This is a genomic window from Micromonospora sp. NPDC023737, assembly GCF_040639715.1.
Classification (GTDB): domain Bacteria; phylum Actinomycetota; class Actinomycetes; order Mycobacteriales; family Micromonosporaceae; genus Micromonospora.
Map to the genome: position 1 here is coordinate 1 of NZ_JBFAAL010000030.1, position 26,801 is coordinate 26,801.

18 protein-coding genes, 1 tRNA gene and 2 pseudogenes are annotated in these 26,801 nt (G+C 71.8%); 10 read left to right on the forward strand and 11 right to left on the reverse strand.

What is annotated here, in order from left to right:
- Positions 1 to 439 precede the first annotated feature (439 nt).
- Both AB0F98_RS31090 and AB0F98_RS31095 read left to right on the forward strand, forming a co-directional pair.
- Positions 440 to 622, forward strand: a complete 183-nt coding sequence (locus tag AB0F98_RS31090; RefSeq protein WP_357742932.1) for a hypothetical protein — start codon at positions 440 to 442, stop codon at positions 620 to 622.
- 137 nt (positions 623 to 759) lie between these two features.
- Positions 760 to 1,224 (forward strand): hypothetical protein, encoded by a 465-nt coding sequence (locus AB0F98_RS31095; RefSeq protein ID WP_357742935.1) that lies wholly within the window; start codon positions 760 to 762, stop codon positions 1,222 to 1,224.
- Positions 1,225 to 1,385: 161 nt separating this feature from the next.
- Here AB0F98_RS31095 and AB0F98_RS31100 read toward each other — a convergent pair whose 3' ends face one another.
- Positions 1,386 to 2,300, reverse strand: coding sequence for a CU044_5270 family protein (locus AB0F98_RS31100; protein WP_357742938.1), 915 nt, complete (start codon positions 2,298 to 2,300; stop codon positions 1,386 to 1,388).
- Positions 2,293 to 2,871, reverse strand: coding sequence for an RNA polymerase sigma factor (locus tag AB0F98_RS31105; protein ID WP_357742940.1), 579 nt, complete (start codon positions 2,869 to 2,871; stop codon positions 2,293 to 2,295). The genes AB0F98_RS31100 and AB0F98_RS31105 overlap by 8 nt, the downstream gene beginning before the upstream one ends.
- A gap of 282 nt (positions 2,872 to 3,153) precedes the next feature.
- Between AB0F98_RS31105 and AB0F98_RS31110 the strand changes: the two genes are divergently transcribed.
- On the forward strand, positions 3,154 to 3,765 hold the full coding sequence (locus AB0F98_RS31110) for a class I SAM-dependent methyltransferase (protein WP_357742943.1): 612 nt from the start codon (positions 3,154 to 3,156) through the stop codon (positions 3,763 to 3,765).
- A gap of 148 nt (positions 3,766 to 3,913) precedes the next feature.
- Here AB0F98_RS31110 and AB0F98_RS31115 read toward each other — a convergent pair whose 3' ends face one another.
- A complete protein-coding gene (locus tag AB0F98_RS31115; protein WP_357742946.1) occupies positions 3,914 to 4,771 on the reverse strand; it encodes a DUF1028 domain-containing protein in 858 nt (285 codons plus the stop codon).
- A gap of 123 nt (positions 4,772 to 4,894) precedes the next feature.
- Here AB0F98_RS31115 and AB0F98_RS31120 point away from each other — a divergent pair.
- Together AB0F98_RS31120 and AB0F98_RS31125 are read left to right on the forward strand one after the other, a co-directional pair.
- Positions 4,895 to 5,851, forward strand: a pseudogene (locus tag AB0F98_RS31120) (LLM class F420-dependent oxidoreductase); the annotation flags it as partial.
- A 195-nt stretch (positions 5,852 to 6,046) separates the two neighbouring features.
- Positions 6,047 to 6,838, forward strand: a complete 792-nt coding sequence (locus tag AB0F98_RS31125; RefSeq protein WP_357742949.1) for an SDR family oxidoreductase — start codon at positions 6,047 to 6,049, stop codon at positions 6,836 to 6,838.
- A 670-nt stretch (positions 6,839 to 7,508) separates the two neighbouring features.
- Here the strand turns inward: AB0F98_RS31125 and AB0F98_RS31130 are convergent.
- The 7 genes and pseudogenes from AB0F98_RS31130 to AB0F98_RS31160 all read right to left on the reverse strand — a co-directional run.
- Entirely contained in the window at positions 7,509 to 8,093 is a 585-nt protein-coding gene (locus AB0F98_RS31130; RefSeq protein ID WP_357742952.1) for a hypothetical protein, read from the reverse strand.
- A gap of 114 nt (positions 8,094 to 8,207) precedes the next feature.
- The gene (locus AB0F98_RS31135; protein WP_357742955.1) at positions 8,208 to 10,682 is read right to left on the reverse strand and encodes a DUF3488 and transglutaminase-like domain-containing protein; all 2,475 of its coding nucleotides are present in this window, start codon (positions 10,680 to 10,682) and stop codon (positions 8,208 to 8,210) included.
- 86 nt (positions 10,683 to 10,768) lie between these two features.
- A complete protein-coding gene (locus AB0F98_RS31140; protein WP_357742957.1) occupies positions 10,769 to 12,040 on the reverse strand; it encodes a DUF58 domain-containing protein in 1,272 nt (423 codons plus the stop codon).
- Positions 12,037 to 13,032 carry a MoxR family ATPase gene (locus AB0F98_RS31145; protein WP_357742960.1) on the reverse strand — a complete coding sequence of 332 codons (996 nt, stop codon included), beginning with the start codon at positions 13,030 to 13,032 and terminating at the stop codon, positions 12,037 to 12,039. Before AB0F98_RS31145 ends, AB0F98_RS31140 begins: the two co-directional genes overlap by 4 nt.
- A 28-nt stretch (positions 13,033 to 13,060) precedes the next feature.
- Positions 13,061 to 15,691 (reverse strand): fibronectin type III domain-containing protein, encoded by a 2,631-nt coding sequence (locus tag AB0F98_RS31150; RefSeq protein ID WP_357742963.1) that lies wholly within the window; start codon positions 15,689 to 15,691, stop codon positions 13,061 to 13,063.
- Between the two features lie 190 nt (positions 15,692 to 15,881).
- A complete protein-coding gene (locus AB0F98_RS31155; RefSeq protein WP_357742979.1) occupies positions 15,882 to 16,793 on the reverse strand; it encodes a hypothetical protein in 912 nt (303 codons plus the stop codon).
- Positions 16,794 to 17,858: 1,065 nt separating this feature from the next.
- Positions 17,859 to 18,275, reverse strand: a pseudogene (locus AB0F98_RS31160) (tetratricopeptide repeat protein); the annotation flags it as partial.
- A 219-nt stretch (positions 18,276 to 18,494) separates the two neighbouring features.
- Between AB0F98_RS31160 and AB0F98_RS31165 the strand changes: the two are divergent.
- The 5 genes from AB0F98_RS31165 to AB0F98_RS31185 all read left to right on the forward strand — a co-directional run bounded on the left by AB0F98_RS31165 (position 18,495) and on the right by AB0F98_RS31185 (position 24,255).
- Positions 18,495 to 18,581: transfer RNA gene (locus AB0F98_RS31165), tRNA-Leu, on the forward strand.
- A 263-nt stretch (positions 18,582 to 18,844) separates the two neighbouring features.
- Positions 18,845 to 20,074, forward strand: a complete 1,230-nt coding sequence (locus AB0F98_RS31170; RefSeq protein ID WP_357742966.1) for a tyrosine-type recombinase/integrase — start codon at positions 18,845 to 18,847, stop codon at positions 20,072 to 20,074.
- Positions 20,075 to 20,217: 143 nt separating this feature from the next.
- Entirely contained in the window at positions 20,218 to 20,910 is a 693-nt protein-coding gene (locus tag AB0F98_RS31175) for a hypothetical protein (RefSeq protein WP_357742968.1), read from the forward strand.
- Positions 20,911 to 21,018: 108 nt separating this feature from the next.
- Positions 21,019 to 22,917, forward strand: coding sequence for a DUF4209 domain-containing protein (locus tag AB0F98_RS31180; protein WP_357742970.1), 1,899 nt, complete (start codon positions 21,019 to 21,021; stop codon positions 22,915 to 22,917).
- Positions 22,918 to 23,352: 435 nt separating this feature from the next.
- Positions 23,353 to 24,255 carry an ATP-dependent DNA ligase gene (locus tag AB0F98_RS31185; protein WP_357742973.1) on the forward strand — a complete coding sequence of 301 codons (903 nt, stop codon included), beginning with the start codon at positions 23,353 to 23,355 and terminating at the stop codon, positions 24,253 to 24,255.
- Between the two features lie 162 nt (positions 24,256 to 24,417).
- Here the strand turns inward: AB0F98_RS31185 and AB0F98_RS31190 are convergent, their stop codons facing one another.
- Positions 24,418 to 26,307 carry an ATP-binding protein gene (locus AB0F98_RS31190; protein ID WP_357742976.1) on the reverse strand — a complete coding sequence of 630 codons (1,890 nt, stop codon included), beginning with the start codon at positions 26,305 to 26,307 and terminating at the stop codon, positions 24,418 to 24,420.
- Positions 26,308 to 26,801: the final 494 nt, after the last annotated feature.

Consider the following 26,801-nt stretch of genomic DNA (forward strand, 5'->3'; position numbering starts at 1 on the left):
GCGGTGGGCAGCCGCGATGAGAGCGACTCCGCCGGTCACCTCGACCAAGCCTGGCCTGGCTGCGGTCGTACCACCAGTCAATAGGTAGCCGCGATGCGCGCGGCGGCTCGGGCGCCAAAACAGGCACCCTCAGTTATCACGATCTTGGTTCGACCCGGACAACGATAGTCGTTGAGGTCGGTGCCCGGATCGACGACAGGGTGGGGGACCTCCGAGTCGTCACGTTCCAGCGGCGACGGCTGTTCACTTCCGACCAGCCGGTATGCCTGTGGCGCGCGCCGGACGATGACCCCGGCGTCGGACTGCTCACCGCCGACGCGGTGTCGATCCCACTCAACCGCAGCACAGGTCTGGTGATCTTCCCGCAGATACCGTCCGGGATACGGGCGAGTCGGCGCCGACGACGCAGTACCACCGCTGGTTCCTTGCCCATACGTGGATGTCCGCGGAAGAACTCCTCATCCTGCACCCCGACGACGAGTTACCCGGCTGGCTTCCTGCGTATCGCGAAGCACGGCTTGGCACCCTGGGACTCGGTGATATCCAGCAGTTCATCGACATCGGCGAGGCGTGGCGGGCCCACCGGAGCCGGTCGCAACCGGCAGCCGAGGCGAGCTCCTGATCCCTGCTCGTGCCCAGCCCGCGACTCCACTTCCCGTTATTCGCCCCTCGCCGACCAGCAGGTCCCGGCGCCAGACCTCAGGCAACGCGGCGGCGGCGCGCCGTTGGCTCTCCGTCGGCCTTGACCTCGATGAGCCGATGTTGAGCAGCGACAAGCTCAGCCGGGAGCCGCTGCCGTACCGCCTCGTGTCCGAGAACCGGCGTGACGCCTGGGCCGGGCCGTACTCCACCGCCACCCGGACGGAGTGGGGCTTCACCTCCGGCGCGGTCAGCTCGGTGTGGAACCCGTCCCTGATTCAGCTCGACTACGCCGTCGACACCGACGTGGACGGGAAGGCGAAACGCAACGCCGACCTCACCGTCACCGCACTGCACCTACCGACGGCGACCGAGGCGTCCGCCATCCGCACGGTCACGGTCGACCTGTCGTACGACGACGGGGTCACCTGGCACCACGCCAAGCTCAAGCGCGGCGGCGACGGCTGGCGTACCCGGATCGACGCGCCGCACAACGCGCGGTTCGTCACCCTGCGGGCCACCGCCCGGGACGCGCGAGGTAACAGCGTCGACCAGAGCACCACTCGGGCCTTCGGCCTGCGGTGACCGCGCGGAGGACGGGGACCGTCCCGTAGGTCGGTCCCCGTCCTGCCCGCGTCGGGTCTACCGGCGCGGCCCGGCCCGAACCGAGCCGGGACGCTGCCGGGCGCGGCCGACGTTGGACACCGCGGGCAGTTGGGCCCGCTCTGTCGTCGGCCTGCCTGAGATCAGGGTCGCCGGCCCGCCGCAGTCACGACGGCGACCTCCAGCGTGGCCGAGGTGTCGGCCATGCCGAGGAAGGCGTAGGTGCTCGCATCGAAGACCAGCACGCCGGTCTTCCCCTCCGACGACCAGGTGATGCCGATGCCCGGCCTCCCTGCGCCGTCCTTCACGTCCGGCACGGCCCTGAGCCCGGGGATCTTCGCCGCAGCCTGGTAGAGCGCGGCCCGCGCCTCAGGGCGAAGGTACTTCGTCGCGATCAGCTCGTAGACGTCTTTCCCCATGGCGTTCGGATCGCCCGACTCACCGCTGTGGTTGTCGTTCAGGTAGTCGAGCATCGCGTCAGGGTCGGTCGGCAGGTCGGGCAGGTACGCCGGCGTCGGCGTGCACGGCTCGGTCTGCTCCGGGTCCATCCGGCCGCCCTTCGTCGTGGCGGCCCGGCCGTCGCGGCAGCCGGGAACGGGATAGCTCTCCAACTCGTCGGCGGGCGTCTGCCGGACCAGCCCGTCACGGGTTCCGTCCACCGACAGCCACGTCTCCTGTGTCGAGCCACCGGACCGGCTCTTCGTGTAGACGAACTGGTCCGGGCGCGGCTCGACGTCCGGAAGCCTGAGCGCCGCAGTCGCCGCGTTGTGCAGGACCTGGGCCGCCTCCGCGTTGGCCGCCGGGACCTGGCCACCGATCTTGTCCGGGGCCAGGACAAGCACGGCAGCGATGGCGGCGGCGACGCTGGCGGTCGCCCAGCCGGCCATCATGAGACGCCGTACCGGGCGGCGGTGTCGCACCGAGCGTCGTGAGCGTTCCCCGTCGATCCGCTCCGCGTCCATCGCGGCGGCGAGCCGGGCGCGGGCGGGCTTGAGCTCGTCGGACTCCAGGAGAGGCGTGTCCCGCCTCAGCTCCCGGAGCAGTTGCAGATCATCCATTGCTGGGGCTCTCCTCGAATACCGTGCTGGGGTTGGTCTCGCCCAGCGTCCTGCGTACCTTCTTGCGGGCTCGGTTCAGCCGGGACCGAACGGTGCCGACCGGAATCGCCAGTGCCGCTGCCACCTCCTCGTAGGTCAGCTCCTCCCAGGCGATCAGGAGCAGCACGTCGCGGTCGCCGGGGGCCAACTCGGCCAGGGCCTCGGTCAGCAGCTGGTGAAGTGCCTGGGCCGTCACGTCTGCGGCGACCTGGTCGGCGGGGGACGCCTCGTCCCGTTCCACGCTGAGCACTCGCCGCAGGCGGTACTCGCGCAGCTCGTCCCGCCGATGCTGGGCGACCAGGTTGGTGGCGATCCCGTACAACCAGGGCCGGGCGTCGCGCCGCTGCGGGTCGTACTGCTGCCGTTTGCGGAACGCGGTGAGGAACGTCTCGGCCACGAGATCGTCGGCGGCCGCCCGGCCCAGCCGCCGGGCCAGGTACCGGTGGATGTGGGGAGCGTGCCGGTCGAAGATCGGGGCGAACTGTTCGGGCTCCAGCGCGGACTTCCCGATGATGGTCGCGTCGTCCTCCATCTCGTCGACGATCCTGCCTCGGTGTGTCCGATTCATACGCGGCCTTTCGTGGGCGCGGAGAGGGTTCACCCTGTTATCAGCAGAACGCCGACGGAGGGTTCACGGTGAACCGAACTGGGCGCCTGGTCGGTCTGGTCGGCATCGCGAGCCGGTGCGGGTGTACGCGATCACCAGGCACGGGGTCCGCCACCAGTCGGGCGGGTAGCATCGCGCCCGTGCGCTCCATGGCGATCGGCCGTCTCCGCGGTGTCGATGTCTGCCGCCGGGCGGGGGAGTGACCCCGTGAGCTGCCGTGAACTGGCCGAGCACCCGGACGTGGGTGACCTCACCCCGCGGGCGCAGCGGTCGACGCAGGCGACGGCGGCCGCCCGACCTGAGAAGGCCCGACGAGTCTCCCACCGGCAACGATGGGTGGTGGAGACGATGGCCATCGCCCCCGACGACCAGGTGCTGGAGGTCGGCTGTGGCCGGGGTACCGCGGTGTCCCTGGTCGCGGAACGGCTCACGGGCGGGCGGATCGTCGCCATCGACCGCTCGGCGACGATGGCCCGGCTCGCGGCGAAACGCAACGAGATCCACATCAGCTCGGGCCGCGTCGAGATCCGACGTGCGGAGTTGGAGTCGGTCGACTTCCCGCCCGGCCACTTCACCAAGATCTTCGCGGTGAACGTCAGCCTCTTCTGGCTGGGTTCCGCCACGGCGCAGATGGATCGCCTGCGGCACCTGCTCGTCCCGGAGGGCCGGCTCTACGTGTTCGGTGAGCGGCCGACGGCCGCGAACGTCTCCGCCACCGAACGGCTGCTCGCCGCGCACGGCTTCGCCACGACCACCTCGGTCGCGCCCAGCGGCCAGGGGCGGGTGCTCAGCTGTGTCACGGGCACGCTGACGCGGTGAGGGCATCGGCCCGCCCCGGAGTGCCGTCGGCCTGCCCCGGAGTGCCGCGGGACGGTGGCGGAACCGGGCCGGCTGGCCACCGGGCCGACCGGCTGGCCGCTGGGCCGACCGGCCGCTGGGCCGGTCGGCCACCTCGGAACAGCGCGGGTCAGGCCCCGGTGCGGGGCGCGGGCACGTGCGGAGCGGCCCGACGCAGGTGCTCCAGCACGACCGGGTCGATCCGCCCCGGAACCAGCCGCTCCTCCAGGTTCTCCATCCCGGCCCACGAGGCCAGCGCCTCCTCCGGATCGTCGACCGGGTGGCCGAGCGCGGCGAGCAACGCGCCCACCTCGGCGGCCACCGCGCCGCTGAGGTCGAGCAGGCTCGCCGGGTCGGGCCGGGTGAACAGCAGGGTGTGCACGGCGAGCAGCCGGTCGAGCTCGCTTACCGGATCGGGGTGATCGTCGACCCGCAGGTCCACCACCACGTCACTGTTGCCGCCGTACCCCCCGCCGGCGCGCACCACGAGCAGCCCGGCGCTCTGCCGGCCACGCCGGTCACCCCCGGCGTCGTCACCCGCACGCAGCGCGACGAGCAGCCGCTCCGCGAACCCCAGCGCCGAACCACCCAGCCAGGCGTCCCGCATCGCGTCGATGACCTGCGGGCCGGCGAGGATGTTGCCCTGCGCGGCCCAACCGTCCCCGGCCTGACCGCCGGCCCAGTCGTGACACTTCGCCCCGGTGAACGTGGCGCCCGCGCCGGTGGCGGCCACCACCCCGAGCTGGCGGTGGTCCCGCTCGGCGTCCGCGGCGACCAGGCCGGCCACCACGTCGGCGGCGGCCACCCCGGTGCGCAGCATGGTCAGCCCCTGCGGGCGGTAGGCGAGGTTGGCGCTGGCCTGCGTGGCCAGCGCGCCGACGTCGGCCTCGGCGGCCGGGACGAGGGCACCGGCGGCGAGGAACTTGCTGGCCACGGCGACGCCGTGCAGCTGTCCGTCATCGGAACGGGCGACGATCGAGAAGGTCACCCGCAGAGACTAACCCGCCGCGCCGGACCTGCCATCGGCGTACGCGGATGGACGGATGGAACTCGGATCTTGCTCCGGTGCTCGGTTACCGGGCAGTATCGACCGATGACGAAGCGATGGGGCATGACGGTACCGTTGACCGGAGTTCCGCTCGCCGACCACGCCGCGGTCTACGCGGCCCTCGCCCGAGCCGGCTTCACCGACCTCTGGTCCTCCGAGGTGGCGGGGACCGACGCGTTCACCCCGTTGACGCTTGCCGCCGTCTGGCAGCCTCGCCTGCGGCTGGGCACCGCCGTGGTGCCCGCTTTCACCCGAGGGCCCGGGCTGCTCGCGATGAGCGCCGCCGCACTCGCCGAGATCGCGCCCGGCCGGTTCGCGCTCGGCATCGGATCCTCCTCACCGGTGGTGGTGCAGGACTGGAACGCGGTGCCGTTCACCGAGCCGTACCGGCGCACCCGTGACGTGCTCCGCTTCCTGCGCGCCGCGTTGGCCGGCGAGACGGTGGACGGCACGTTCGACACCTTCACCGTGCGCCGGTTCGCCCTGGAACGTCCGCCCGCCGTACCACCGCGGCTCGTGCTGGCCGCGCTGCGTCCCGGCATGCTCCGGCTGGCCGGCGCGGAGGCCGACGGGGTCATCCTCAACTGGCTGGCCGCCGACGACGTGCCGCGCGCCCTGGCCGAGCTGGGCTCGCCCGGGCCGGGATTCGAGGTCACCGCCCGGATCTTCGTCTGCCCCACCGAGGACGCCGAACACGCCCGGAAGCTCGGCCGCCGGCTGATCACCAGCTACCTCACCGTCCCCGCGTACGCCGCGTTTCACCGTTGGCTCGGCCGCGAGGATGTGCTCGGGCCGATGTGGAGGGCCTGGGCGGACGGCGACCGGCGTGGCGCGCTGGCCGCGGTGCCGGACGAGCTGGTCGACGCGCTCGTGCTGCACGGTTCGGCCGAGCAGGTCCGCCAGCAGGTGCAGCGGTACGCCGACGCAGGCGTCGACGTACCCGTACTCGCGGTGCTGCCGACGCCCGAACTGGCCGCCGGCGGACCGGCGGCGCTGGCCGACCTCATCGCCCGGCTCGGCCCGGCGGCACTCGCGCCCCCGGCCTCCGCCCCAGCGGAGGCGGCCGGTCCGGCAGCGCCCGCTCCCTCGTCGTCCGGCGTCCCGGCCGAGGCCGTCGGCCCGGGCGATGGTCCGGTCGTGATTCCCGATCCGACGTCCGCGTCGACCTCGATGTCCGGCGCGGGTTCCCGGTCCGGCGCGGGAGAGGAGAACTAGGTGAACCTGACCGACCGGATCGTGGTGATCACCGGCGCGGCAGGCGGCATCGGTGCCGCGCTGGCCCGCCGGTTCACCGCAGAGGGCGCCGCCGCCGTCGTCCTGGCCGACGTGAACTCCGAAGCCGTTCGCGCGGTCGCCGACAGCATCGGCCCGATCGCACATCCGGTGGCCGTCGACGTCACCGACGAAGAACAGATACGCGCACTGGTCGCCGACACCGAGCGGCGGTACGGCCGGATCGACCTGTTCTGCGCGAACGCGGGTATCACCACCGGTGGCGGGATCGAGATCGACGACCCGGGGTGGGACCGGGCCTGGCGGGTGAACGTGCTCGCGCACGTCTACTCGGCCCGGGCGGTGCTGCCGGGAATGCTCGCCCAGGGCGGCGGTCACCTGCTGCACACCTGCTCGGCGGCGGGCGTGCTGACCGCGGTCGGCGACGCCCCGTACACCGCGACGAAACACGCGGCGCTCGGTTTCGCCGAGTGGCTGTCGGTCACCTACCGGGACCGGGGGATCCGGGTGAGCGCGCTCTGCCCGCAGGGAGTGGACACGCCGATGCTCGCCGACGGGCTGGCCGCCGGTCACCTGGGCGCGCGGGTCGTGGCCGCCTCCGGTGCGGTGCTCACCCCCGACCAGGTCGCGGACGCCGCTGTTGCCGGGCTGGCCGAAGAGCGTTTCCTGATCCTCCCGCACCCGGAGGTCGCCGCGTACGCCCGCCGCCGCGCCGAGGACCCGGACGGCTGGCAGGCCGGGCTGCGCAAGCTCGTCCGCCGGCTAACGCCCTGACCCGCCCGCGAGTGGCGGTCGGGGAGGCCGCTGATCGGGTCCGGTCCCGGCGGTTGCCGTCGAAACCTCCGGGGGCGAGCAGGTGGCGAAGCTCAACCAGCCGCCCTTCTGGACGGTCGGTTCCGTGCAAGTCCGGCGCTCCACGTTTCCGGCACCGTACCGGTCGGCCCGGGAGTCGGTGGTCACCTCTACGCGCCCGTCAACTGCGACGGTGTAGCTGGTGGTGATGGGATCTCCTTCATCCGTGGGGGACGTGACGATCAGGCGGGCCGGCTGCCGGGCCTCGACGGCCTCGATCACGCACCGAGCCGCGTCGGCCGGAACCTCCTGGCCCTGGCGAAGGACGAGTGTGCCGCAGTCCCGCGCGCCCGGCCCGATCGTCGGCAGGGACAGCGGCGACACCGGTCCGGGCGTCGGGATCGTTTGGACCGCGCAGCCGGCCAGGAGGAGCACGAAGGCCGGCGCCACGATTCGTCTGCTCCGCATGGCAGGTCGGACGTCGGCCGGGCCGGCGGGGTTCCGCTCACCGTCGACGAGTTCGCTCAATCCCACGCCCACGCCGCCCGGAGAGGCAGGTGGTACCGGTAGCTAGTGTCAACGCCGGCCAGCGACTACTTGCCTGCCGATCGTGGAAGCGGTAGCCACCGTGGTCACACCGGCTTTCCGAGCGCTACCGGCGACGCTCCGCCGTCTCTCGGAGGAGCTCGCAGGGCTGCTCGGCCGCACGGTGCCAGACGCTTCCCACGAGTGCGACGGGGTAGCTGACGTCTCGGATCTGCCCGTCGGCGGTCTCGACCTGGAATTGCACCGACAACGGCTCGGTCCCGAACGCGACAGCGCAATCGAGGCCCAGCTTGACGTCGATCCAGCCGGAGCCACCGGGCTGTAGCAGCCGAGATTGGCCGGTGTCATCGACCACGACACCCGGCCCCTCTGCGGTAGCCGTATGAACCGTGATCGGCCCGGGACCTGCGTTGATCAGTGCCAGCTGCGCGTCCAGTCGCAGCACGCCGCTGGCATCCGACGCTCCGCCGCTGGCTGACGCGGGGAGAGCCACCAGTGAGACGGACATGTTCCGCTCCTGTGCTGCCGGCGAGCGCCGCAACTCGTTGACAACGACACCGCCGAGCACGCAGCCGACAACGAAGGCGGCGACCAGCCGGAGAGTCACCGGGCGGCGGCCGCCGGCAGCTGCCGATTGTGCCGGCTCCCGACTGGGCCTGTCCAGGTCGATGACGTCACCCGCTGCCGGCATGCCATCGAGCGTACGCGCTGTCGACGTCGACACACGACCCTGGCAGATCGACGCCCGTTCACAAGAGGGGGCTCTCATCATCGTGGGCCGAGGAACGGGACGCGGAGCGACGGGTCAGCGGGCCCGGCGAAGCGGTCCGGGGTGGACGGACCAGAGCAGCCGACGCCAGCCGGAGCGGGTCGCCCGCAGGGCGGCCACGTAGGCGGTGGCGACCACGACGGCCCGCGCGGCCTGCTCGGGCGTGGCCGTACCGGGCGCGAAGGCGACCTGGTTCAGCAGGCCGGCCAACTCCTCCACCTCGTCGGCTGCGCGGATGCGGGCCTCGTCCTCCAGCAGCGCGCCGTCCTGCGACCTGCCGACGCGCACCGCCGCCGGTTCCGCCCACGACGTGCCGGTCGACCCTGCGCTGCCGTACCGCGCCGCGCCGGCGGGCGCGGGGACCTCTGCGCCGGACTGCTCCGCCGCGCCTTCGACGGGTGAACCCGTCGTGCCCCCCGGCGGCCCGGACGCGGCGACGGCGCGGCGGGCGCGAAGCGCCACCTCGGTGGCGGCCAGGTCGGGTCCGACCGGTTGACCGGCCAGCCGCAGCGCGTCCGTGACCTCCCGCCAGGCGCCGGCGATGCGCTCGCCGGGGTCACCCCGTTCGAGGCGGCCCCGGGTCAGCGCCCGACGCAGCGCGAGCAGGGTGAGCAGCCCCGCCCCGACCAGCAGCAGCAGGCCTGCGGCTCCGCCACCCACCAGCACTGGCGTCGGCACGCCCTGGTCCTCGACCGGCCCGTCCGCTGCGGCCACCGGCCCCGGTGCGGCGGTGGGCTCCACGGTCGGTTCCGGCGCCTCGGACGGTGGTGGGTCGTCCGGTACGGGGCGGAAGTCCTCCTCCACCGGCCGTGGCTCCTCGTCGGGGCGGGGCAGCGGGTCGAACGGCACCCAGCCGAGCCCGTCGAAGAGCACCTCCGGCCAGGCGTACGCGGCACCGGCCCGTACCGGCCCGTCCCCGGTCGACTCGAAGCCGACCACCACCCGGGTCGGCAACCCGGTGAGCCGGCCGAGCACCGCGAACGCGGCCGCGAACTGCTCCGACGTGCCGCGCTGCCCGCCGGCATTGCGGGGACCGAAGAGGAAGAAGGCCAGGTTCGGATAGGCGTGGCCGCTCGGCGCGTCCGCCACCAGCCGGTAGTGCTCGGCAAGGAACTGCTCGACCGCCGTGGCCCGCGCGTACGGGGCGCCGTTCTCCTCGGCGAGTTGGGCGGCGAGGCGGCGCAACGGCTCGGGCACCCCGTCGGCCACCCGCAGCACCCGGGCCACCGAGTCACCGGCCGGTACGTTCGCGATGGCGAGCAGGTTCTCGTCCGGGCGTTCCCGGTCCGAGGTGACCGTGTACCGCAGCCCCGGAGCCAGCCCCTCCGGCCGGATCAGGGTGCCCGTCGACGGGTCGTACGCCACCCGCGCGCCGCTGACCTCACGGGGGGTGGCTACCGCCGGCAGCAGCCGGCCGCTCAGCTCACCGATGGTGATCTCCTGCCGGATGGTCTCCACGGTGCTGCCGGGCGCCGGGACGGCCGTTGGCAGGATCCGCCCCGCGTTGCGGTACGTCGCACCGACCCGCCAGGTGACCCCGTCGTAGTCGCTCAGCACCGCCAACCGGATCCGGACACCGTCGCCGCGTGGCAGGTCGTCCTCCGCTCCCGTGGCTTGATCGGCGCCGGGTGACGCGGCCGCACCGGGGCCCGGAACTCCGTCCGGCCGGTCGGTGCGTACCCGCAGCAGCTCCTGCTCCGGGTGCAGCGCCCAACCGGAGATCCGGACCAGCGGATTCTCGTCCAGCGTCTCCACCTGCGGCGGCTCCACGTACCGGCGGGGGTCCACGGGCCGGCCGTCGACCTGCGCGACGACCGTCGGACCGATCGCCGCGACCAGGCCGACCACCGCCACCGTCCCGAACGCGGCGCCGGCCGCGAGACGGAGCCGCACGGCGGCCCGCAGGGTGGTCGCCGGCCCGGCGTCCGGGGCGCCGGCGTCCGGTTCAGGTCGGGCGGAGGCGACCAGGCCGAGGGCCGCGACCGCCACGAAGACGACGGTGGGCCAGAGCGCCGGCGCGGCGTTCGGTCCGACCACGTAGAGCGCGCCCGCGTAGAGGAGCACCGGGGGCAGGTAGCCGGCGAGCACCCGGCCGGCCCGCAGCGCCACCTCAGCGCCGGTCAGCCCCGCCAACCAGGTGGCCACCAGCGGTACGAGCACCGTGTCCGGCGTGGGCTCGATCGGGATCATGGCGGTGAGCAGCCGGGGGATGCCGTTACGCGCGGCGTCCCCGGTCACGCCGGCCAGGCTGCCCGGCAAGTCGGCGAGCACGGCGGCTTGCCGCATCGACCAGGCGGTCCAGCCCGCCATGGCCACTACCGACAGCGGCGCGACCAGCCAGGACGGCAGTCGCCGGGCGGCCACGCTGACCAGCACCGAACCGAGCGCGGCGCCGGCGACCAGCCGCGGTAGCAGTGGCCCCGCGTACACCCGGCCGAGCACCACGCCCGCCAGCGCGGTCATGGCGATCAGCGCGAGTGGCACCGGAGCCGCCCGCAGCGCGGCCGCCATCCGGTGCCACCTGCCCGGTTGGCGGCTCGGCCGGGCAGCCCGACCGTTCAGGTCCACCTCGGCCGGTGTTCGTCCGTCGCGCGTGCTCACCATCGCCTGACCCGGTCCCACTCGGCGGCGAACGCGGCCCCGTCGGCAGCGTCGATCACCACCAGGCCGGCCGCGCCCGGCGGCGTCGGGTCGGCCGCGCCGAGCACCCCGACCACCACCGAGGGGTACGGGCCGCGTAGCGCCCCGATGTGCCCGAGGTCGCCCCGGCCGCCCGGCCCGGTGAGGAAGACCAGCGTGTCGCCGAGCCGGTCGCGTCGCAGGCGGGTCGCGGTCGCCTGCAGGGCGCCGACACCGGCGACGAGTTCGGCACCGGCCAGCCGGTCCAGCGGACCGGCCGGGGCGTCGCCGCCGTCCGGGGCGGCGTCGGCGCGTTCGGCCGGACGGCGGCGGGCGCGCAGGCCGGACCATCCGCGTACGGCACCCGCCGTCGTGCCGCCGTCCGTCGCGTCCGGGGCGCGTTCCGCGGCCACCAGCAGCAGCATCGCCGGCACGTCGGCCCGGTGCGCCGCGGTGACGATCGACGCCGCCGCCTCGCAGCAGGCTTCGAAAGACTCGGACGGCCCGCCGCCGCGGTACGGGTGCGCGGCGGCGCGGTTGTCCAGCAGCACCACGATGCGGGGCAGGCTGGTGTCCACGTTCTCCCGCACCATCAGCTCGCCCACCCGGGCACTGGTGCGCCAGTGCACCCGGCTCAGCTCGTCACCGATCACGTACTCCCGGAGCGAGTCGAACGTGATCGACCCGTGCGGCACGGCGTCGGCACGGCCGTCCAGGCTGCGCCCCGCGCCGGTCGGCACCGCGTTGAGCGGGTGGATCCGCGGGTGCACCCAGATCGGCACGGTGCCGCCGTACGGGCGGGCCGACGCGACCAGCCCGAGCGGGTCCCGGCGGGTCACCCGCAGCGGGCCCACCCGGACCACACCCCGGCGCACGGTGGGCACGTCGTACCGGACGGCGGTGTCCCGGCCCGGTCGGAGCCGAAGCAGCGGGACGGGCACCCACCGGTCGTCGCACCGGTCCTCGGCGAGGAGGTTCACCGCCCGCAGCCGCCCCGTGTTGCGTACGGTCAGATGCATGCTGGCGGGCTCGCCACGCCCCACCCGGTCGGGGGTGGCGGTGCGGATGACGGTCAGCCGGGGCCGCCAGGTCGCGACCAGCGCGGCGTAGCCGACCGCGACGCCGGCCGCCGCGCCGAGCAGCGTCAGCTCGGGGTACGCGAACCGGACGCCGACGCCGAGCAGTACGACAGCCGCCACGAGCAGCCCGATCCCCCGAGCGGTGACCCCGACGCCGGTGCGGCCGGTCACCCCTGCACCGGGGCCGGCTGGCCGGACGGCAGCGGGACCGGCACGGAGGCGATCGCCTGACGCAGCACCTCGGCGGCGGTCACCCCACGCACCTGTGCCTCCGGGGTCAGCAGCAGCCGGTGCGCGAAGACCGGCTCGGCCAGTGTCTTCAGATCCTCCGGCATGATCCAGCCCCGGCCGTCGGTGAGCGCGTACGCGCACGCGGCGCGGGTCAACGCGATGACGCCCCGGGGGCTGACGCCGACGCGCACCTGCGGATGGTTCCGCGTGGCCGCGGCGAGCCGCACCGCGTACGCGTAGAGCGGCTCGGCGATGTGCACCCGGCGGGCCATCCGGATCATCTCTCCGACGGTGGTCGTGTCGGTGACCGCGGCGAGTGCCTCCGGGGAGCGGACGGTCGCCCCGCGCAGCACCTCGACCTCGACCGCCTCGTTGGGGTAGCCGACGGAGAGCTTCACCAGGAACCGGTCGAGCTGGGCCTCCGGCAGCCGGTAGGTGCCGTCCATCTCCACCGGGTTCTGCGTGGCGACCACCAGGAACGGTTGCGGCACCTGATGCCGGACACCGTCCACGGTGACCGTGCGTTCCTCCATGACCTCGAGCAGCGCCGACTGGGTCTTCGGTGAGGCGCGGTTGATCTCGTCGGCGATGACGATGTTGGCGAACACCGGCCCCGGGTGGAACTCGAAGTCCCGGCTGGCCTGGTTGAAGATGGTCACCCCGGAGACGTCCGAGGGAAGCAGGTCCGGCGTGAACTGGATCCGCCGCCACTGGCCCCGCACGGTAGCCGCGATCGCCCGCGCGAGCGTGGTCTTGCCGACGCCGGGGACGTCCTCCAGCAGTACGTGCCCCTGGGCGAAGAGCGCGGTGAGCGCGAGCCGGACCACCTGCGGTTTGCCCAGGACGACCGTGTTGACGTTCTCGGCCAGCCGGGCGGCGAGAGAGGCGAAGCCCTGCACCTCCGTCTGGGTGAGCGGTTCGTGGGTGTTCACGTGCGTGGCGCTCCTTGCCTGGGGCTGGTCAGCAGGTGGGCAGGACGTCGATGTCGTCGCCGCCCTCCAGGTTCAGCCAGGCCCAGGGAATGTAGTTCTTTCCCTCGTACGCGACCTGCACCCACCAGGTGCTGCGCTTGTCTTTGTTGTAGATGTAGGCGTACACCTCTTCGCCCCGCTTCTTGCAGTACGCCTTCAGCCGGGTGCCCGGCTTCGCCCAGCCGACCTGCCGGTCGTTGTCCTGCCGGGCCACCGCGAAGATCTCGTTGCCGTTGCGGCCGTCCACGTCCTTGTCGCAGTACGTGGCCTCCTCGCCGGAGTCGCCGTTGTTGCAGGTCGCGATGCCGTACAGGTCGTTGGTGATCTGGGCCCGGGTGGCGGTGCCGCGGCCGGCGGCGTTGCTCGCGGTCACCGTGAACGTGTACTTGGTGCCCGGGGCTAGACCGCTCATCGTGATGCCGGTGCAGCTGCCGGACTTCGTCGGCTCGCCCGGTGCGCTCAACGTGCAGGTCGCCTTGCCGCCCCCGGCGTCCACGGTGAACGACACCGTGGCCGAGGTGGCGGTCGCCGACGAGCCGGTCACCGTGACCCGCGGCTCGGCGACCGTACGGGCGGTCGCGGTCGCCTCCGGGCCGGCCCCCGCCTCGTTGACCGCCTTCACCCGCACGGTGATGTTGCGCCCGTCGCCCAGCCCCTCCACCGTGGCCCGGGTGTCGCTCACCTCGCTGGTCCGCCCACCCGCGTCGACCAGGTATCTCGTCACCGGTCGGCCGTTCGGCGCGGCCGGCGCCCACTGCAGCGAAATCGTGCCCGGCTGGTCCGGCACCGTGCTGGCCCGCAGCTCGGCCGGACGCCCCGGCGCCGCGTACGGCACGACGGTGTTGCTCACCGGGGAGGTCGCCGACGCCACACCCTTGTCGTTTACCGAGACCACCGTGAACGCGTACTGCGTGCCGTACTCCAGTTCACCCGCGGGCACCACGAGCTCGGTCTTGGTGGATTCGCCGACCGGGGCGTTCGCGCCCGCCGAGGACGCGGTCACCGAGTACCGCGCGATCTTGTTACCCTGCCCGTTCCCGGCAGGCCACCGAACCAGGACAGTGCCGTCCGGCCGTTCCTGCGCGGTGACACTGGCCGGCGGGTCGGGCACGGCGGCCGTCGGCGTGACCCGGTTGCTGCGCCGTGACGGGCCTGCGCCCTTGGCGTTGACCGCGTGCACCGAGAACCGGTAGGTCTCGCCGTTGGTCAAACCCTTGATCTCCACGGCCCGCTGGTTGGCGCCCACCTCGTGCCGCTGCCCGGCGCCCTCCACCACGTACCGGATGATCGCGGCGCCGTTGCTGGGTGCCGGCCGCCAGCTCACCCGAGCCTGCGCGTTGCCGGCGGCAGCGGTCACGCTGCGCGGCGCACCCGGCTTGCCGACCTTCGGCTTCTTCGGCGGAGGTGGCGGCGGGGGAGCCGGCGGCGGGTCACCGCCGAGCACGTCGTTGGCGTACTTGTCGACCTCACGAACCTGGTGCTTGTCGTCCACCACCCGGGCGGTCGCCGAGTCGGGCGCGTTGATGAAGAGGTGGTTCTCCCGTACCTCCAGCTCCAGCGGGCCGGTGGCCTTACCGCGGATGGTGTCGACGAGCCTGCCGTGGGTGTCGAACGTGTAGATCGTGCCGGTCGCCTCGTCCGCGCAGTAGAAACGGTCCGCCCAGGCCACCGCCGGGCTGAGCTGGTCGCCGCTGCCCGGCACGGTGAACGCGGCCACCTCACCGCCATCCTCGGTGACCACGTGCACCCGCCGTTCTTCGGGCATCGTGACGGGCACCCTCGGCCCGCTGGTACGCGCCGGAAGCGCACCCGGCGAAGTCATCGTGAGCTTCGTCGGCCGGACCGTGCCTCCGCGTACCGTGACCAGCGCACCCGCGGTGCGATCGAGCACCGCGACCCCGTCGTCCAGGGTGGAGATCACCAGCTCGTGCGCAGGATCGGCCACCTGGTACGTCTCGACCCGCTCCGGGCTGAGTCCGGCCCCGGGGGAGGCCGACGCGGGATCGTCCGGCAGGTCGGCGGCGGTGACCGCCGAGACCGTGCCCTCGCTCGGCACTCCGATCCAGAGTCGACCCGCCCCGTCGAACGAGCCGCCGGTGATGCCCGGAAGGTACCGGACCGGCTCGCCGACGGGCGTGAGCGAACGCGGATCCAGCTGCCGCACGACGCCTTGGACGGCGTCGATCACGAAGGCCGCGTCCTCGTGCAACGCGACGTTGACCCCGAGCCCGGGCGTGGTCGGTGTGGTCGCGGTCATCTGCAGCGTGGCCAGATCCAGCGAGCTGACCTGCCCGGTACTCAGGTCGCGCAGGATGAGCATCCGGTCGGTCTGGGCGACCTCCATCGGGTGCCGCCGGGCGCCCGGCACCTCGGTGCGCGTGTCGACGCGCGCGGTGACCCCGTTGACCCGGGCCAGCTCGCTGCGCGCCGCACTCCACAGCCAGGAACTCGCGTCGTAGTTGGCGACCGCGTTGTCGGCGGCGCCGAGCCCGTGCACGGTGAGCCCCATCGCGGCGAGCAGCGCGACCACCGTCGCGATGGTGACCAACCCACCCCGCGGCCTCGGTCGCCGGCGGGAGGTGTCGGACCCGGCGTGTGCCGCGTCGTCGATGGTGGCCACTACCGGCTGCCTCCCGTGTCGTCGTGCCAGGTGGCGCACTCTTTCGGCGATCCCCGGCCCTAAGCCGGTGCCATCATATGGGCCAGGTCACAGCCGGGGGAACCCGCAGCGTCCGCCTGTGGACACCGAGCGTGTACGGAAGGCTTGCACCTCTGCCCCGGCGAGCTTCGTCGCCACCCGATCTCTCACGTCACGTCGTCGGAGCGCCGCCCGCGCGTCCCGTACACACCTGAGCGGAAGTGGCGAAGGTCCCCGTAGGCCAGGCCGCGAGCACGGTGAAGCAGTAGTCCAGCCGAGGATTCAACCCGTTCACCGTGTAACTGGTCCGGCCCGGGTCCACCGTGGCCATCGCCCGCATCGGCTGCCCCACGCGACCGCCGACAACCGTGAACGGCACCTTCCCGCCGGACGGGTCCGCCCAGGTCAACGTGATCGTGCTCAGCTCGTCACGCAGCCGTACGTCCCCCGGTGGCGGTCCGGTCACCGTCAACTCCGCGGCCGACGGGGTGATCGCTGTCGACCCGCCCTCGCCGCTCAGCACCATCGCGCCCACACCCGTCGCCGCGGCTGCCGCGGCCACCACCACGGCGGCGGTCACCGCCACTGTCGTCGCCGCCCGACCATGACCACGCTTTCCCGGCTCTTCCGGCATCGGGTCGGTCGAGCCGAGCGCCGGGTGCGGCGGCTCGCCCGCGAGGGTGCCGGGAGTGGTCGGGTCAACGGACGGCGACGCCGCCTCCACGGCCGAAACCCGAGGCGCCGAGTGCGGCAGCACCTGCAGCTCGGCGGTGGCGCCCCACTGCGGCGCGTTCTCCCTCCACGCCGGCACCTGGGGACCGCCGGCCGGCTGCGGGTCACCGGCCGCTGGCGCGTACCCCGCCGGGGTGCCGGTCGGCGGCGACGTGGCCGGCGACCCGACGACCGGTGGCACCGCGGCCGGCTGTGCGTGGCCCGGCCAGAGCCCCTGATCGTTGGACGAGGCGGATTCCGGTCCGGGTTGGTGGGATGGTGCGCTGACCGGCTGCGGCTCCTGGACCCGATCACGCTGGCCGGCTCTGGCCCGAGCGATCTCGTCGGCCATCAGCGGCTCGATCTGCTGCACTCGGATCGTCGGCCGGTCCCACGCCGGCGAGCCGGCGCTGGCCGGATGCGACGGGGCCTGGCCGCCTGCGGCTAGCCCGCCGGGCGCGTCCGGAGCCGGCTGCCGGGGCTCGGGTCGGACCGGGCCGGACTCCGTGCCGACGTTCGGTCGGGAAGGCGGCCCCGGATGCGGCACCGAGCCGGTGACGGGCTGCGCCGCAGGGGCGACAGGCGGCGGCGGGACGGCCGGAGGTACCGGCACTCCGGGCAGCGGAGGCAGCGAAGGCCCGGTCGGAGGAGGCGGCACCGCCGGGGCTGCCGGGGGCGGAGGGACCGGTGCGCCGGAGTGCGGTGGCGGCATGGTGCCGGGTACCTGCGGCGGAGCGACCGGCGGCAGGGCTCCGTGTGCCGGAACGGTGGCAGGAGCCGGAGGCGGTGGCACTGCCGGGGTGACCGGTGGAGGCGGCGCGACGTGCCCGGGCGGCACGGTGGGCTGCGCCGGTGCCGCGACCGGCGGCGGGGGAGGTGTGACCGGAGCCGCCGGTGGTGTCGGGACCTGGGGCTGGGGAGGTGTGACCTGAGCCGCCGGTGGGCCCGTTACCGGGGGCGTCACCGGCGGCACGGGCCCGGTCGGTGACGGGAAGTGTGCCGCCGGCGCTGCGGGCGCGGCGGGTGGGGCCCACGGCGTGGCAGGCGGAGGTGGCGGCTCGACCGGACCGGGCTGCGGCGCCCAGGGTGACGCGGGCGGGGGCGGTACCGGGGTGCCGGACTGCGGCGGGAGCGGAGGCGGGGGCGGGGCAGCGGAGGCGCCGGGCTGCGGCGCCCACGGCGACGGCGGCGGCACTGGGCCGGGTGCCTGTTGCGGGGCCGGCGGGGTCGGCCCCGCCGGTGGCGGTACGGCGGCCGGCGGATGCGCCGCAGGCGGCTGGTTACCCGGCGCCGACGGACCAGTGCGCTGGATCGGCGGCAGCGTTTTGAACGCCAACGTCGGGCCGGACAGAGCCGCCATCGCGCCGGCCTGGGCCGGGCCCGGCGGTGGTGGGGCAGCCGGATGGGCGACAGGCGGAGCGGCTCCGGCGTGCTGCGCGAGGTACTGGAGTGCCGTGCGTACCGCTGGATGGTCCGCACCGAGCACCGTCGGTCCGGCGGCGGCGATCCGCCGGTAGTTGCGGCGAGCCTCGTGCCGATTGCCGAGCTCCTCGGAGACACCGGCCAGGTCGTAGACGAGGGCCAGCATCAGGGGGTCGTTCGGGTGCCAGCGATGCTCACCCGCGGTGTACGCCTCCTCGAGCACCCGACGCGCGGCGAGCGGGTCGTCGGCCTCCCGGTGCAGCCGGGCCAGCAAGTGCGCGGTGTTGAGCACGTCCGGGTGGTCTTTCCCGTACGGCGGGCGGGCCGACTCGACAACCTCGGTCAACACCCGACGAGCAGCGGTCAAGTCGCCCGCGGCACGCAAAGAGAGTGCCCGGTGCTGCACGGCGGCCAGAGGGGAGGGATGGGACACAAGGTCATGCTGCCGGTAGACGCCTTCGAACGCTACCCAGACCTGTGCGCGTAGCTGACGGCCGCGCCGTGACCTGGGCCAACGACGCGCCCCGCGGTGCGGCGGAGCGCGATGTGCATGATCCACCTCGGCCGTGTACAGTAACTCCCCGTGCGGCCCGCCGGGGCGGCCCTCGGGTGACGAGATCACCGAGGCCGACACGGTAGGCTGGATGAGTAAGTCCGGGTGGCGGAATGGCAGACGCGCTAGCTTGAGGTGCTAGTGCCCGTATAGGGCGTGGGGGTTCAAGTCCCCCCTCGGACACCAAACAAAGTACGACCGAATCAGGCCGCTGAGCTGGGCAAATCCAGCTAGGCGGCCTTCGTCGTTTCCGGGTTGATCTTCGCGCCGGGAACATCTCGGGAACATGCGTTCCCGGGGAGCCATCAGGACGGAGCCTCAGCCCGGCATTGCGCCGGGCTGAGGGAGACGGTTACGGTCCCACCGTTGCGCATATAGGTGCGCGACCGTCCATCGACCGGCGGCGGGCCCGGACGACACCCACGGCCGCCTGTTCACGTGGAGGAACAGTGGCGACAGTCGAGAAGAGGCCATCGGAGGACGGCAAGAAGATCCGCTGGCGGGTGAAGTGGCGCACCGGCGGCAGCGGGAAGTGGGCCAGCCAGCAGTTCGACTACCAGGTGGACGCGAAGCGCTTCAAGGCGCTCGTCGAGGCCAACAGCCACCGGGTGCCGCCGCCGGAGCAGCTGGTCGAGCACGGCTTCGCCCACCTGGTGCCCAGCGGCGTCACGCCGGCGCCGCAGCCGGCCGAGGAGAAGCTGACCTTCCGCGCGTACGCCGAGGAGCGGCTGGGCCAGCTGGTAAAGCCGCACCCGGAGACGGTGCGCAAGTACCGGGAGCGCCTGGAGAAGCACGTCTACCCGCGGATCGGCGACCGGCAGATCGCCGGGATCACCCGGCGGGAGATGCGCGAGTGGCAGCAGGGCCTGCGCGACGGCGGGCTGTCGGCGAAGACGATTGCCAACATCCGGGGCGAGACGGTGGTTCCGATCTTCAAGGCGGCGTGCCGGCCGGGCGAGGACGGCGAGCCCGCCGTGCGGACGTCGAATCCGATGGACGGGCTGCCGCTACCGGAGGGCCCGCGCGCCGAGCGGGACATCCTGGAGAGCCCGGACGAGGCCCGGCTGTTCCTCGAGGCGGCGTACGCGGTCGACCCGGAGGCGGCGGACCTGCTGCTGTGCAAGCTGTCGACGGGGCTGCGGTGGGGTGAGGTGTCGGCGCTGCCGCCCCGGGCCGTCAACGTCGCGCGGGTCACGGTGTCGATCGTGCAGGTCCTGCGGAAGGTGAACCGGCGGTGGGTGGTCGAGCCGAAGCCGAAGACGAAGCAGGGCTACCGGGAGGTGCCGCTGACCGCCGAGGTGATGCGGGTGGTCGCCGAGCGGGTGGCGGCGGCCAGCCGGGAGCCGGGCCGGCAGTTTGTGTTCGTGGCGCCGCGCGGGAACCACTGGCGGTACGAGGACTTCTACACGGACCGGTGGGTGAAGATCCGCGACCTGGCGCGGGAGAAGGGCCTGCCGCGCCGGATGACGATGCACGGGCTGCAGCACTCGCTGCTGACGTTGCTGGCGACCGAAGGCGTCGACCTGGCGGCGTTGCGGACGATGGCTGGGCACGCGAGCGTGACCACGACGATGAACGTCTACGTGCATGCGACGCGGCGGCACCACGAGCCGGTGCGGCGGATCGTCGGGGACTTCCTCGGCGTCGATGCGTTGACCACGGGCTTACCCGTCGGGTAGCGAGGCCCCCAGACAGCGAGCGGGCGGCGGGTTACCCGCCGCTCGCTCGGGCGCCATCGACCGCGTGCTGCACTGGCATCGGGCAGGCAAACGAGCGCCCACCTCCCGACCCGAGGTTGCGGCAGTGGGGCATCATGCCCAGCGTGGAACTGTACCCAGAGGACAGCGACCGAAAGCAAGGGCTTGCGAAGTCCGCCGAGATGGCAATTTCGTTCGTGCCCGTCGCGGGCAGCGCCCTCCAGGTCGCCTTCAACGAACTCGCTGGCCGGCGCCTTGCCGACCGACGCACTCGATGGCTGAACGACCTCGCCGCGAAGGTGCACGAGCTCGAAGAGCAGGTCGGCGACTTCGCACAGCTCATCGGCGAGGACGCGTTCATGGACGCGCTGACCACGGCCGCGCAGATCGCCGACCGCACCTCGCGCGCCGAGAAGCTCGAGGTGCTGCGCAACGCGGTCGTCAACTCCGTGATGCCCGACGCGCCCGACGTCGACACTCAGCAGCTCTTCTTCGACATGATCGACCGGTTCACCCCGACCCACGTGCGAATGCTGAAGCTCCTGTCCGACCCGCCTGGCTGGTTCGACCGCCACGGCATACCTCGGCCGAACAGCTCCATGGGCCCGAAGACAGGCATCATCGAGGCCGGCATGCCGGAGCTTGCCGGCCGCCGCGATCTGATCGACCGGTACGCCGGTGCACTCACCACCGCTGGCCTGATCAACCAGTCGCTCACCGGGATGATGACGGAGAACGGACTGTGGGCGCCGGCGACGACTCCGCTCGGTGTCGAGTTCCTGGCCTTCATCGCGGACCCCGAGAGCAAGGTCGACTAATCCTCGGGCCGCCGCGGGCCGGCCGCGGGTTCGTCGCGCGCGGCTATGGCCACTGCTGCTGAAGGATTGTGATCGGGCACGCCGCGCCGGGCCCGTGCAGGCGAGAGCATGGAGGAGACGCAGGTGACGAGTACAGCCTCGGACGGAGGGGCGGCGGAGGCGTCGATCGACCCATCCTGGTGGGCTCCCGCGGTGGTAGATGAGAACGGCCTCTCACGCGGGAACGAATGCCCCGAGGTGCTTTCGCACGACCTCGCCCGCCTGAGCGCTGAAGCTCGGGTAGATGCAGGAGAGGACAGCCTCAGGACGCGCGTGCTGGACGTGCTAGCGAAGGCGGCGTCCCCCATGCTGGTTCCCGACAACTGGACGGAGCCGTACGCGCCCGCCATGCAGATCGGGAACCGCCGATCGTTCGTCCCGGAAGACTTCAGCGAGCCGGAGCTTGAGTTGCTGGCGCGCCTCGTGCCCCTCATTGAGGAGCCGGCCCTGAGGGCCAGGGCCGCTGACATCGCGTGGTCCTACGGCAACCGGCGCAACATGGACCTACTGTCCGCTGCGGTTGATGCTTACCGCTCGGTGCCGCTAGAGCGCGACGCCTGGCTTGAGTCGGGTCGTGACGGCTGGCGACGGGCGCTTGAGCTGTCGCTGCGCCGAGGCAAGGCTGGCCGACAGACCGTCATGGAGATGACGACGGAGCTGGCCGAGTTTCTGCTTGCCAAGGATGGCTCTGCGGGTTTCATGCTGACCCAGATTTCGGACCTGCTGCGCAAAGTCAGGTCCGTTGATCAGGCACCTCGGGATCTGGCCGACCACTTCGTGTCGCTTGCCACTACTGTCGCCGCGAACCATCGGCTCAGGCGCGCGTACGAGCGCCACGCCTGTATCTGGTTCTTGCGGGCGGGCGAAACAGACCTCGCCAATGCGTGCATTGAGCGCGTCGCCCAGACGTACATCGACGAGGCGGACGAGCGACGAGCGCAGGACAGGGGCGCGCCCGTTGTCGGCATGTTTATCGAGAAGGCCATCGCGACCATACGTGGTCTTCCCCGGAAGTACCGCTTCGCGCGCGGTCTCGACGGGCAACTCCAGCAGCTGCGGGACCGGCTCGCTGACGTCCGAGAGCTCTCGCTAGAGGAGATGATGCTCATCCAGTCGGGCTCGATCGACATCACTCCCTTCGTTGAGGATGCGCGCAAGGTGGTGTCTGGGAAGGAGCGACTCGAAGCACTCGTAAGGTTCGCAGACATCGTGCCGCTGATCGACGCCAAGAAGGAGATGGCCGACGAGCGAGAGCGTATGCAGGGGGGCATATCGTCTCTCGTCGGAAGCTTGACGCTCAGCACGGATGCACGGAAGGTCGCCACCCGGGCAGGGCTTGGCGTGGGCGAGCCGTCTGACGAGGCAGTCTTCGCCGAGGTGGTCCGGTCATTCAGTGGGAGGATCGATCTTCACGTCAAGGCCTTCATCTACCCTGCCCTCGAGGTGCTGATGCTCGAGCACCGGTTCGACACCGGATTCCTCACCGACATCTGCTACGAATCGCCGGCCGTCCCTCCGGGGCACGTCGGCCTGTGGGCGCGTGGGCTGTGGCACGGGCTTTCCCGTGACTTCCCGTCGGCCATTTCGATGCTCGTACCCCAGGTCGAGCAGCTGGTGCGTGATTGCCTGAAGGCCCACGGGATCTTCACACTCTTCGTGGACGAGAACGGCGTCGAGACGCAGAAGGGGCTCAACACCCTGCTTGAGATGCCAGAGTCCCTGCAGCTGCTGGGACCTGATCTCACCCTAGAACTGCGTGCCCTGCTGTGCGAACAGCTCGGCCCAAACCTGCGTAACGACCTGGCGCACGGGTTGCTCAACGACCCCCAGTCGTGGAGTGCTGCAGCGGTCTACGCGTGGTGGTTGTGCCTGCGACTGGTGGTCCTGCCCTACTACGGCATGCTCATGGAGGCGCAGTCAGAGGCCGGTTCTGCGGGTGAGACAACGGACGTGGAGCGATCGAGCTGAGGGCCACTGCGGGCGCGATCAGGTGCCGCACGGACCGCAGCAGCACCACCTAGCAGCGCGGGCGCCGTGCCAGGTGTGCAGTGCTGGCCGCCCACTTTGAAACCGATCCTCCTAGGACGGTCTAGGGGTGGTGCGGGGGGCCTCCGGGTGCCGGCATCGGGCCGGCGCGAGAACCGATGAGTGGGACGTAGCGATCGCTGCTCCGGAGGCCCCCACGATCAGCGGGCCTGATCTGCGCCCGGAGCCCACTCCCGCTGCCCGACCATAGCGGGGGAGGGACGGGAAGATGAGTGACGCTCGCGGTCGGGGCGGATGGGGCTGGAGGGGTTGAGTCCGGCCTGGCGGTGGGAGACGTCGCCGGGTGGGCCGGTGCTACGCCGGCCTGTCGCCCCGATGCTGGCCGCGCCCGTCGACGCGGTGCCCGAGGGTCCGAACTTGACCTATGAACCGAAGTGGGATGGGTGGCGGGCGCTGGCCTTTCGGGGAGCCTCCGACGTCTACCTGCAGTCCCGCGCCGGCAGGAATCTGACGCCGTACTTCCCGGACATCACGCGGGCAGTGCGGGCCTTCGTCCCGCCCGGTGTGGTGCTCGACGGGGAACTAGTCGTCTGGGAGCGCGGGCGGACGAACTTCGCCCTGTTGCAGCGGCGGGTCACCGCCGGCCGACAGTTGCTGCGGGAAGCCCGTGAGCACCCGGCCTACTACGTGACCTTTGACGTTCTCGTCGACGCTGGCGGGGAGCCGGTGCTCGACGCGCCGCTGGTCGAGCGTCGTGCCCGGCTGATGCGGCTGCTCGCCGGCGCCCCGCCGCAGCTGGCGGTCACCCCGCAAAGCGCCGACCTGTCCGAGGTCAGCGAGTGGCTGACTACCTGGACCGCGGCTGGCGTCGAGGGTGTGGTGATCAAACGGCTCGACAGCCGGTATGAGCCTGGCCGGCGAGGATGGGCGAAGTTCCGGGTACATGCCACCACGGAGGCGATCATCGGCGGCGTCACCGGCAGCGTCCGCAACCCCGACACCGCTCTCCTCGGCCGCTTCGACCGGCGGGGTCGGCTCCGGTACACCGGCCGAACGCACCCGCTGGCCACGCCGCAGCGTCTGGAGCTGGCTTCGCTGCTGTCGCCGCCCCGTCCGACCGAACGGCAAACGGTCATCCACCCCTGGCCCGATCCGCTGCCCGCCACGTGGTCGGGCCAGTTCGAGCGGCCCGAGCCGCTGCGTTACGCCCAGGTCGAGCCGACCGTCGTGGCCGAGATTCAGGTGGACACGGCCTACGAGCACCACCGGTGGCGTCACCGCGTCCGGTACGCGCGGCCCAGGCCGGACACGTGCCGCTGATACTCGGCGAAGGCGAAGACCCCTTCTCCGACTACGCGCGCATCGCCTGACTGACCTCAGCTGGAGTCCAGACCCAGCGAGGGCGCCGCGACCAACCGGGCAATGCAAGAGAGCGGCAGGCGCGGCGCCCAGATCGATGAGCAGCTACGGGACGGCTGCTGGCTACAGCGGCCAGTCAGCAATCTCGGCGAACAGGGCTTCCGAGTCGATGTTGAAGTGTCCCCATCCAAGGGCCAGCTCGTCGAGACCCTCGGCCACCATTCGGCGCTGTGAGGCTCGATTGAGTCCGAAGGGGCCCACGACCCGCAGCCCAGTCTCTGATCGGAATGCTTCCGACGTCTCTCCTAGAATCGAAAGATCAACGGCGTCTGCGAGGCTCAGCTGGCGATAGCCGCCACCACTGTCGGCGCGTGTGCCTGCTCGCAGGTGCATTTCGATGAACGGCGGTGCAGCCAGTGCCAGATCGTCGTAGGACACCGCTAGGGCAGTCGGCAGGACAAGCGCGGTGCTCCATGCCGAGGTCAACACCTCGATGACCTCTGGGAGTGAGAGCCTAACGTCCGCGCCCTCTGGTAGAGAAGCTCCCGAATCCACGAGGGCATTACGCCACGCAGCCAGATTGATACTCAGATCCACATATCCGATCACAGACGATGAAGAGCGAAGGCTGCCGAGTTGAAGGATCGCGTTCGCTGCCAGTGCTGAGGCACCATCAGGTGCAGCGAGGCGGGCGCGCATGTGCGAACTGGTGCCGGAGTGGTAGGTGTGTTGTCCGCCCGCCGGCTGCCAAGGCGGTGGGGCGATCCTGGCGCCACGACGCGCGGAAAGGCTCGACAGAACCGCCGCGAACCCGGTGCCAGACAGCAGGGCTTGGTGGTCCGCCCGAACCGACCTCGACAAGGAACGAGAGCGCTGCGGATACCCTTGCCATGAGATGTCGAGAACGGCGCGAACGACGACGTCTACGTGACCGCCCTCGGGCCAATGAGTGTTGTAACTTATCTGGAAGTCAAGCCGCGGGATGGGGTGCCACATCCACCGCTCGCGCGGCGATGAGCGGATAAGGCGGCCTGCTCCCCAACTTCCGCCGTCGAGTTCCACTACCGTCGCATCACGGTCAATAACCAACGGTGTCCCGTCGGCTGGCGTCTTTGGCAACCCGATCTTGCTGATGCTGGATTCCTGATTCGCATCGCCTCCGGCACGGCACAAGCTCTCCCACATCGGATCCGGCACCACCGCACACCCATGACCGGGTAGCGCGGACAAGATTGCCCCGGGTCGCTCCCTGCTGCCGGAGAGTGGCTGTATTAAGCCGGGGCCCAGCGAGGTAACCGCATCGGTTGGATGACCAAGGACTGATTCACCGCCTGCTGCGGCGTATGCGGTCTCGAACTCGCGCCTTACCGCGCCTGACCCAACGCCGACAAGCGGAACCTGTGGTTCCTTCCGCGTGGGTAGCGCTGAGGCGACGCCTTCATGAAGTGCTCGGACGATGTTCTCGCGCGGACCGTCCGACGCGTTCCAACCTGCCGAGAGCAGCTGGTGAAGGCTGCTGTGCGAGAGCCACTGCGTGGCGTCGCCGTCCCGAAAGGGGACCGCCACAACCGGCGCTCTCCTCCCATTGAAGATGTCCACAATAAACGGCTTGGCCGATTCGTGCTGACGCGGAACATCGATGACCAGCACGCCCCTGTCGCCATCGGTCGAGTAGAAGGTGATGTCGAGTCCTCTGACGTGCGGCTGGACCCGTTCCCGTGCCAGCTTTCGATAGCGGTCGAGGTCTACGAGGCTGCGCGGCACCGGTCGAAGCTTCTCGATGATTTCCCGGGTGCCCTCGCGCCGGGTTGAAAACCCGACTATGAGTAGGCCACCGCCTCCGTTCGCGAACGCGGCAACGTCCTTAGCCAGTTCTGCTGCGCCTCCGGGATCATCGAGTCGGTAGGGCCCTGACTTGACATCAAGCCAGGCAGACTCGGGCAAGCCAACAAAGCGGGCCAGCTGCCCTGTCAACAGCCAAGTTCGAGCTGACTCAATCCCACCAGTCTCCACCGCACCAGTGTGAATCCTCGGCCCGGTTGACGGATGCAAGGGGGCCCAGGGGCGGAGCAGCGGCATGTGCGCCGCTGGTCGAGCGTCGTGGCAGGCTGGTGCGGCTGCTCGCTGGCCCCCGGCAGCAGCTGGCGGTCACCTCGGGAAGCGCCCGGCCGAACTGGACCTTCGGCCACTGCGAGGGGGAGCCGCCCGGCGGCGCGGACCGTTGCGAACGCCATGACTCATGGCGGAAGTGCCTTCTAGCGAGTCGTCAGACGCGGCGCCGCCCGATCAGGCGAGGCGCGTCGCCGGCTGCGGCGGCGGGCGGTGCTGTTCTCCCGGGCGGTGCACGGCGGCCGAGCCACCGTCGAGGACTTGACCAAGGCGGCGCAGCGCTGGTGCGCCCAGCAGGGCTAATACTCCAACGTCATTTGGCTTCGGCGTTGGGCGTGGCGCAGGCATGGAGACGGCCACCGCGTTGATCATCGATGGTTTGTGAGGACAACCGAAGA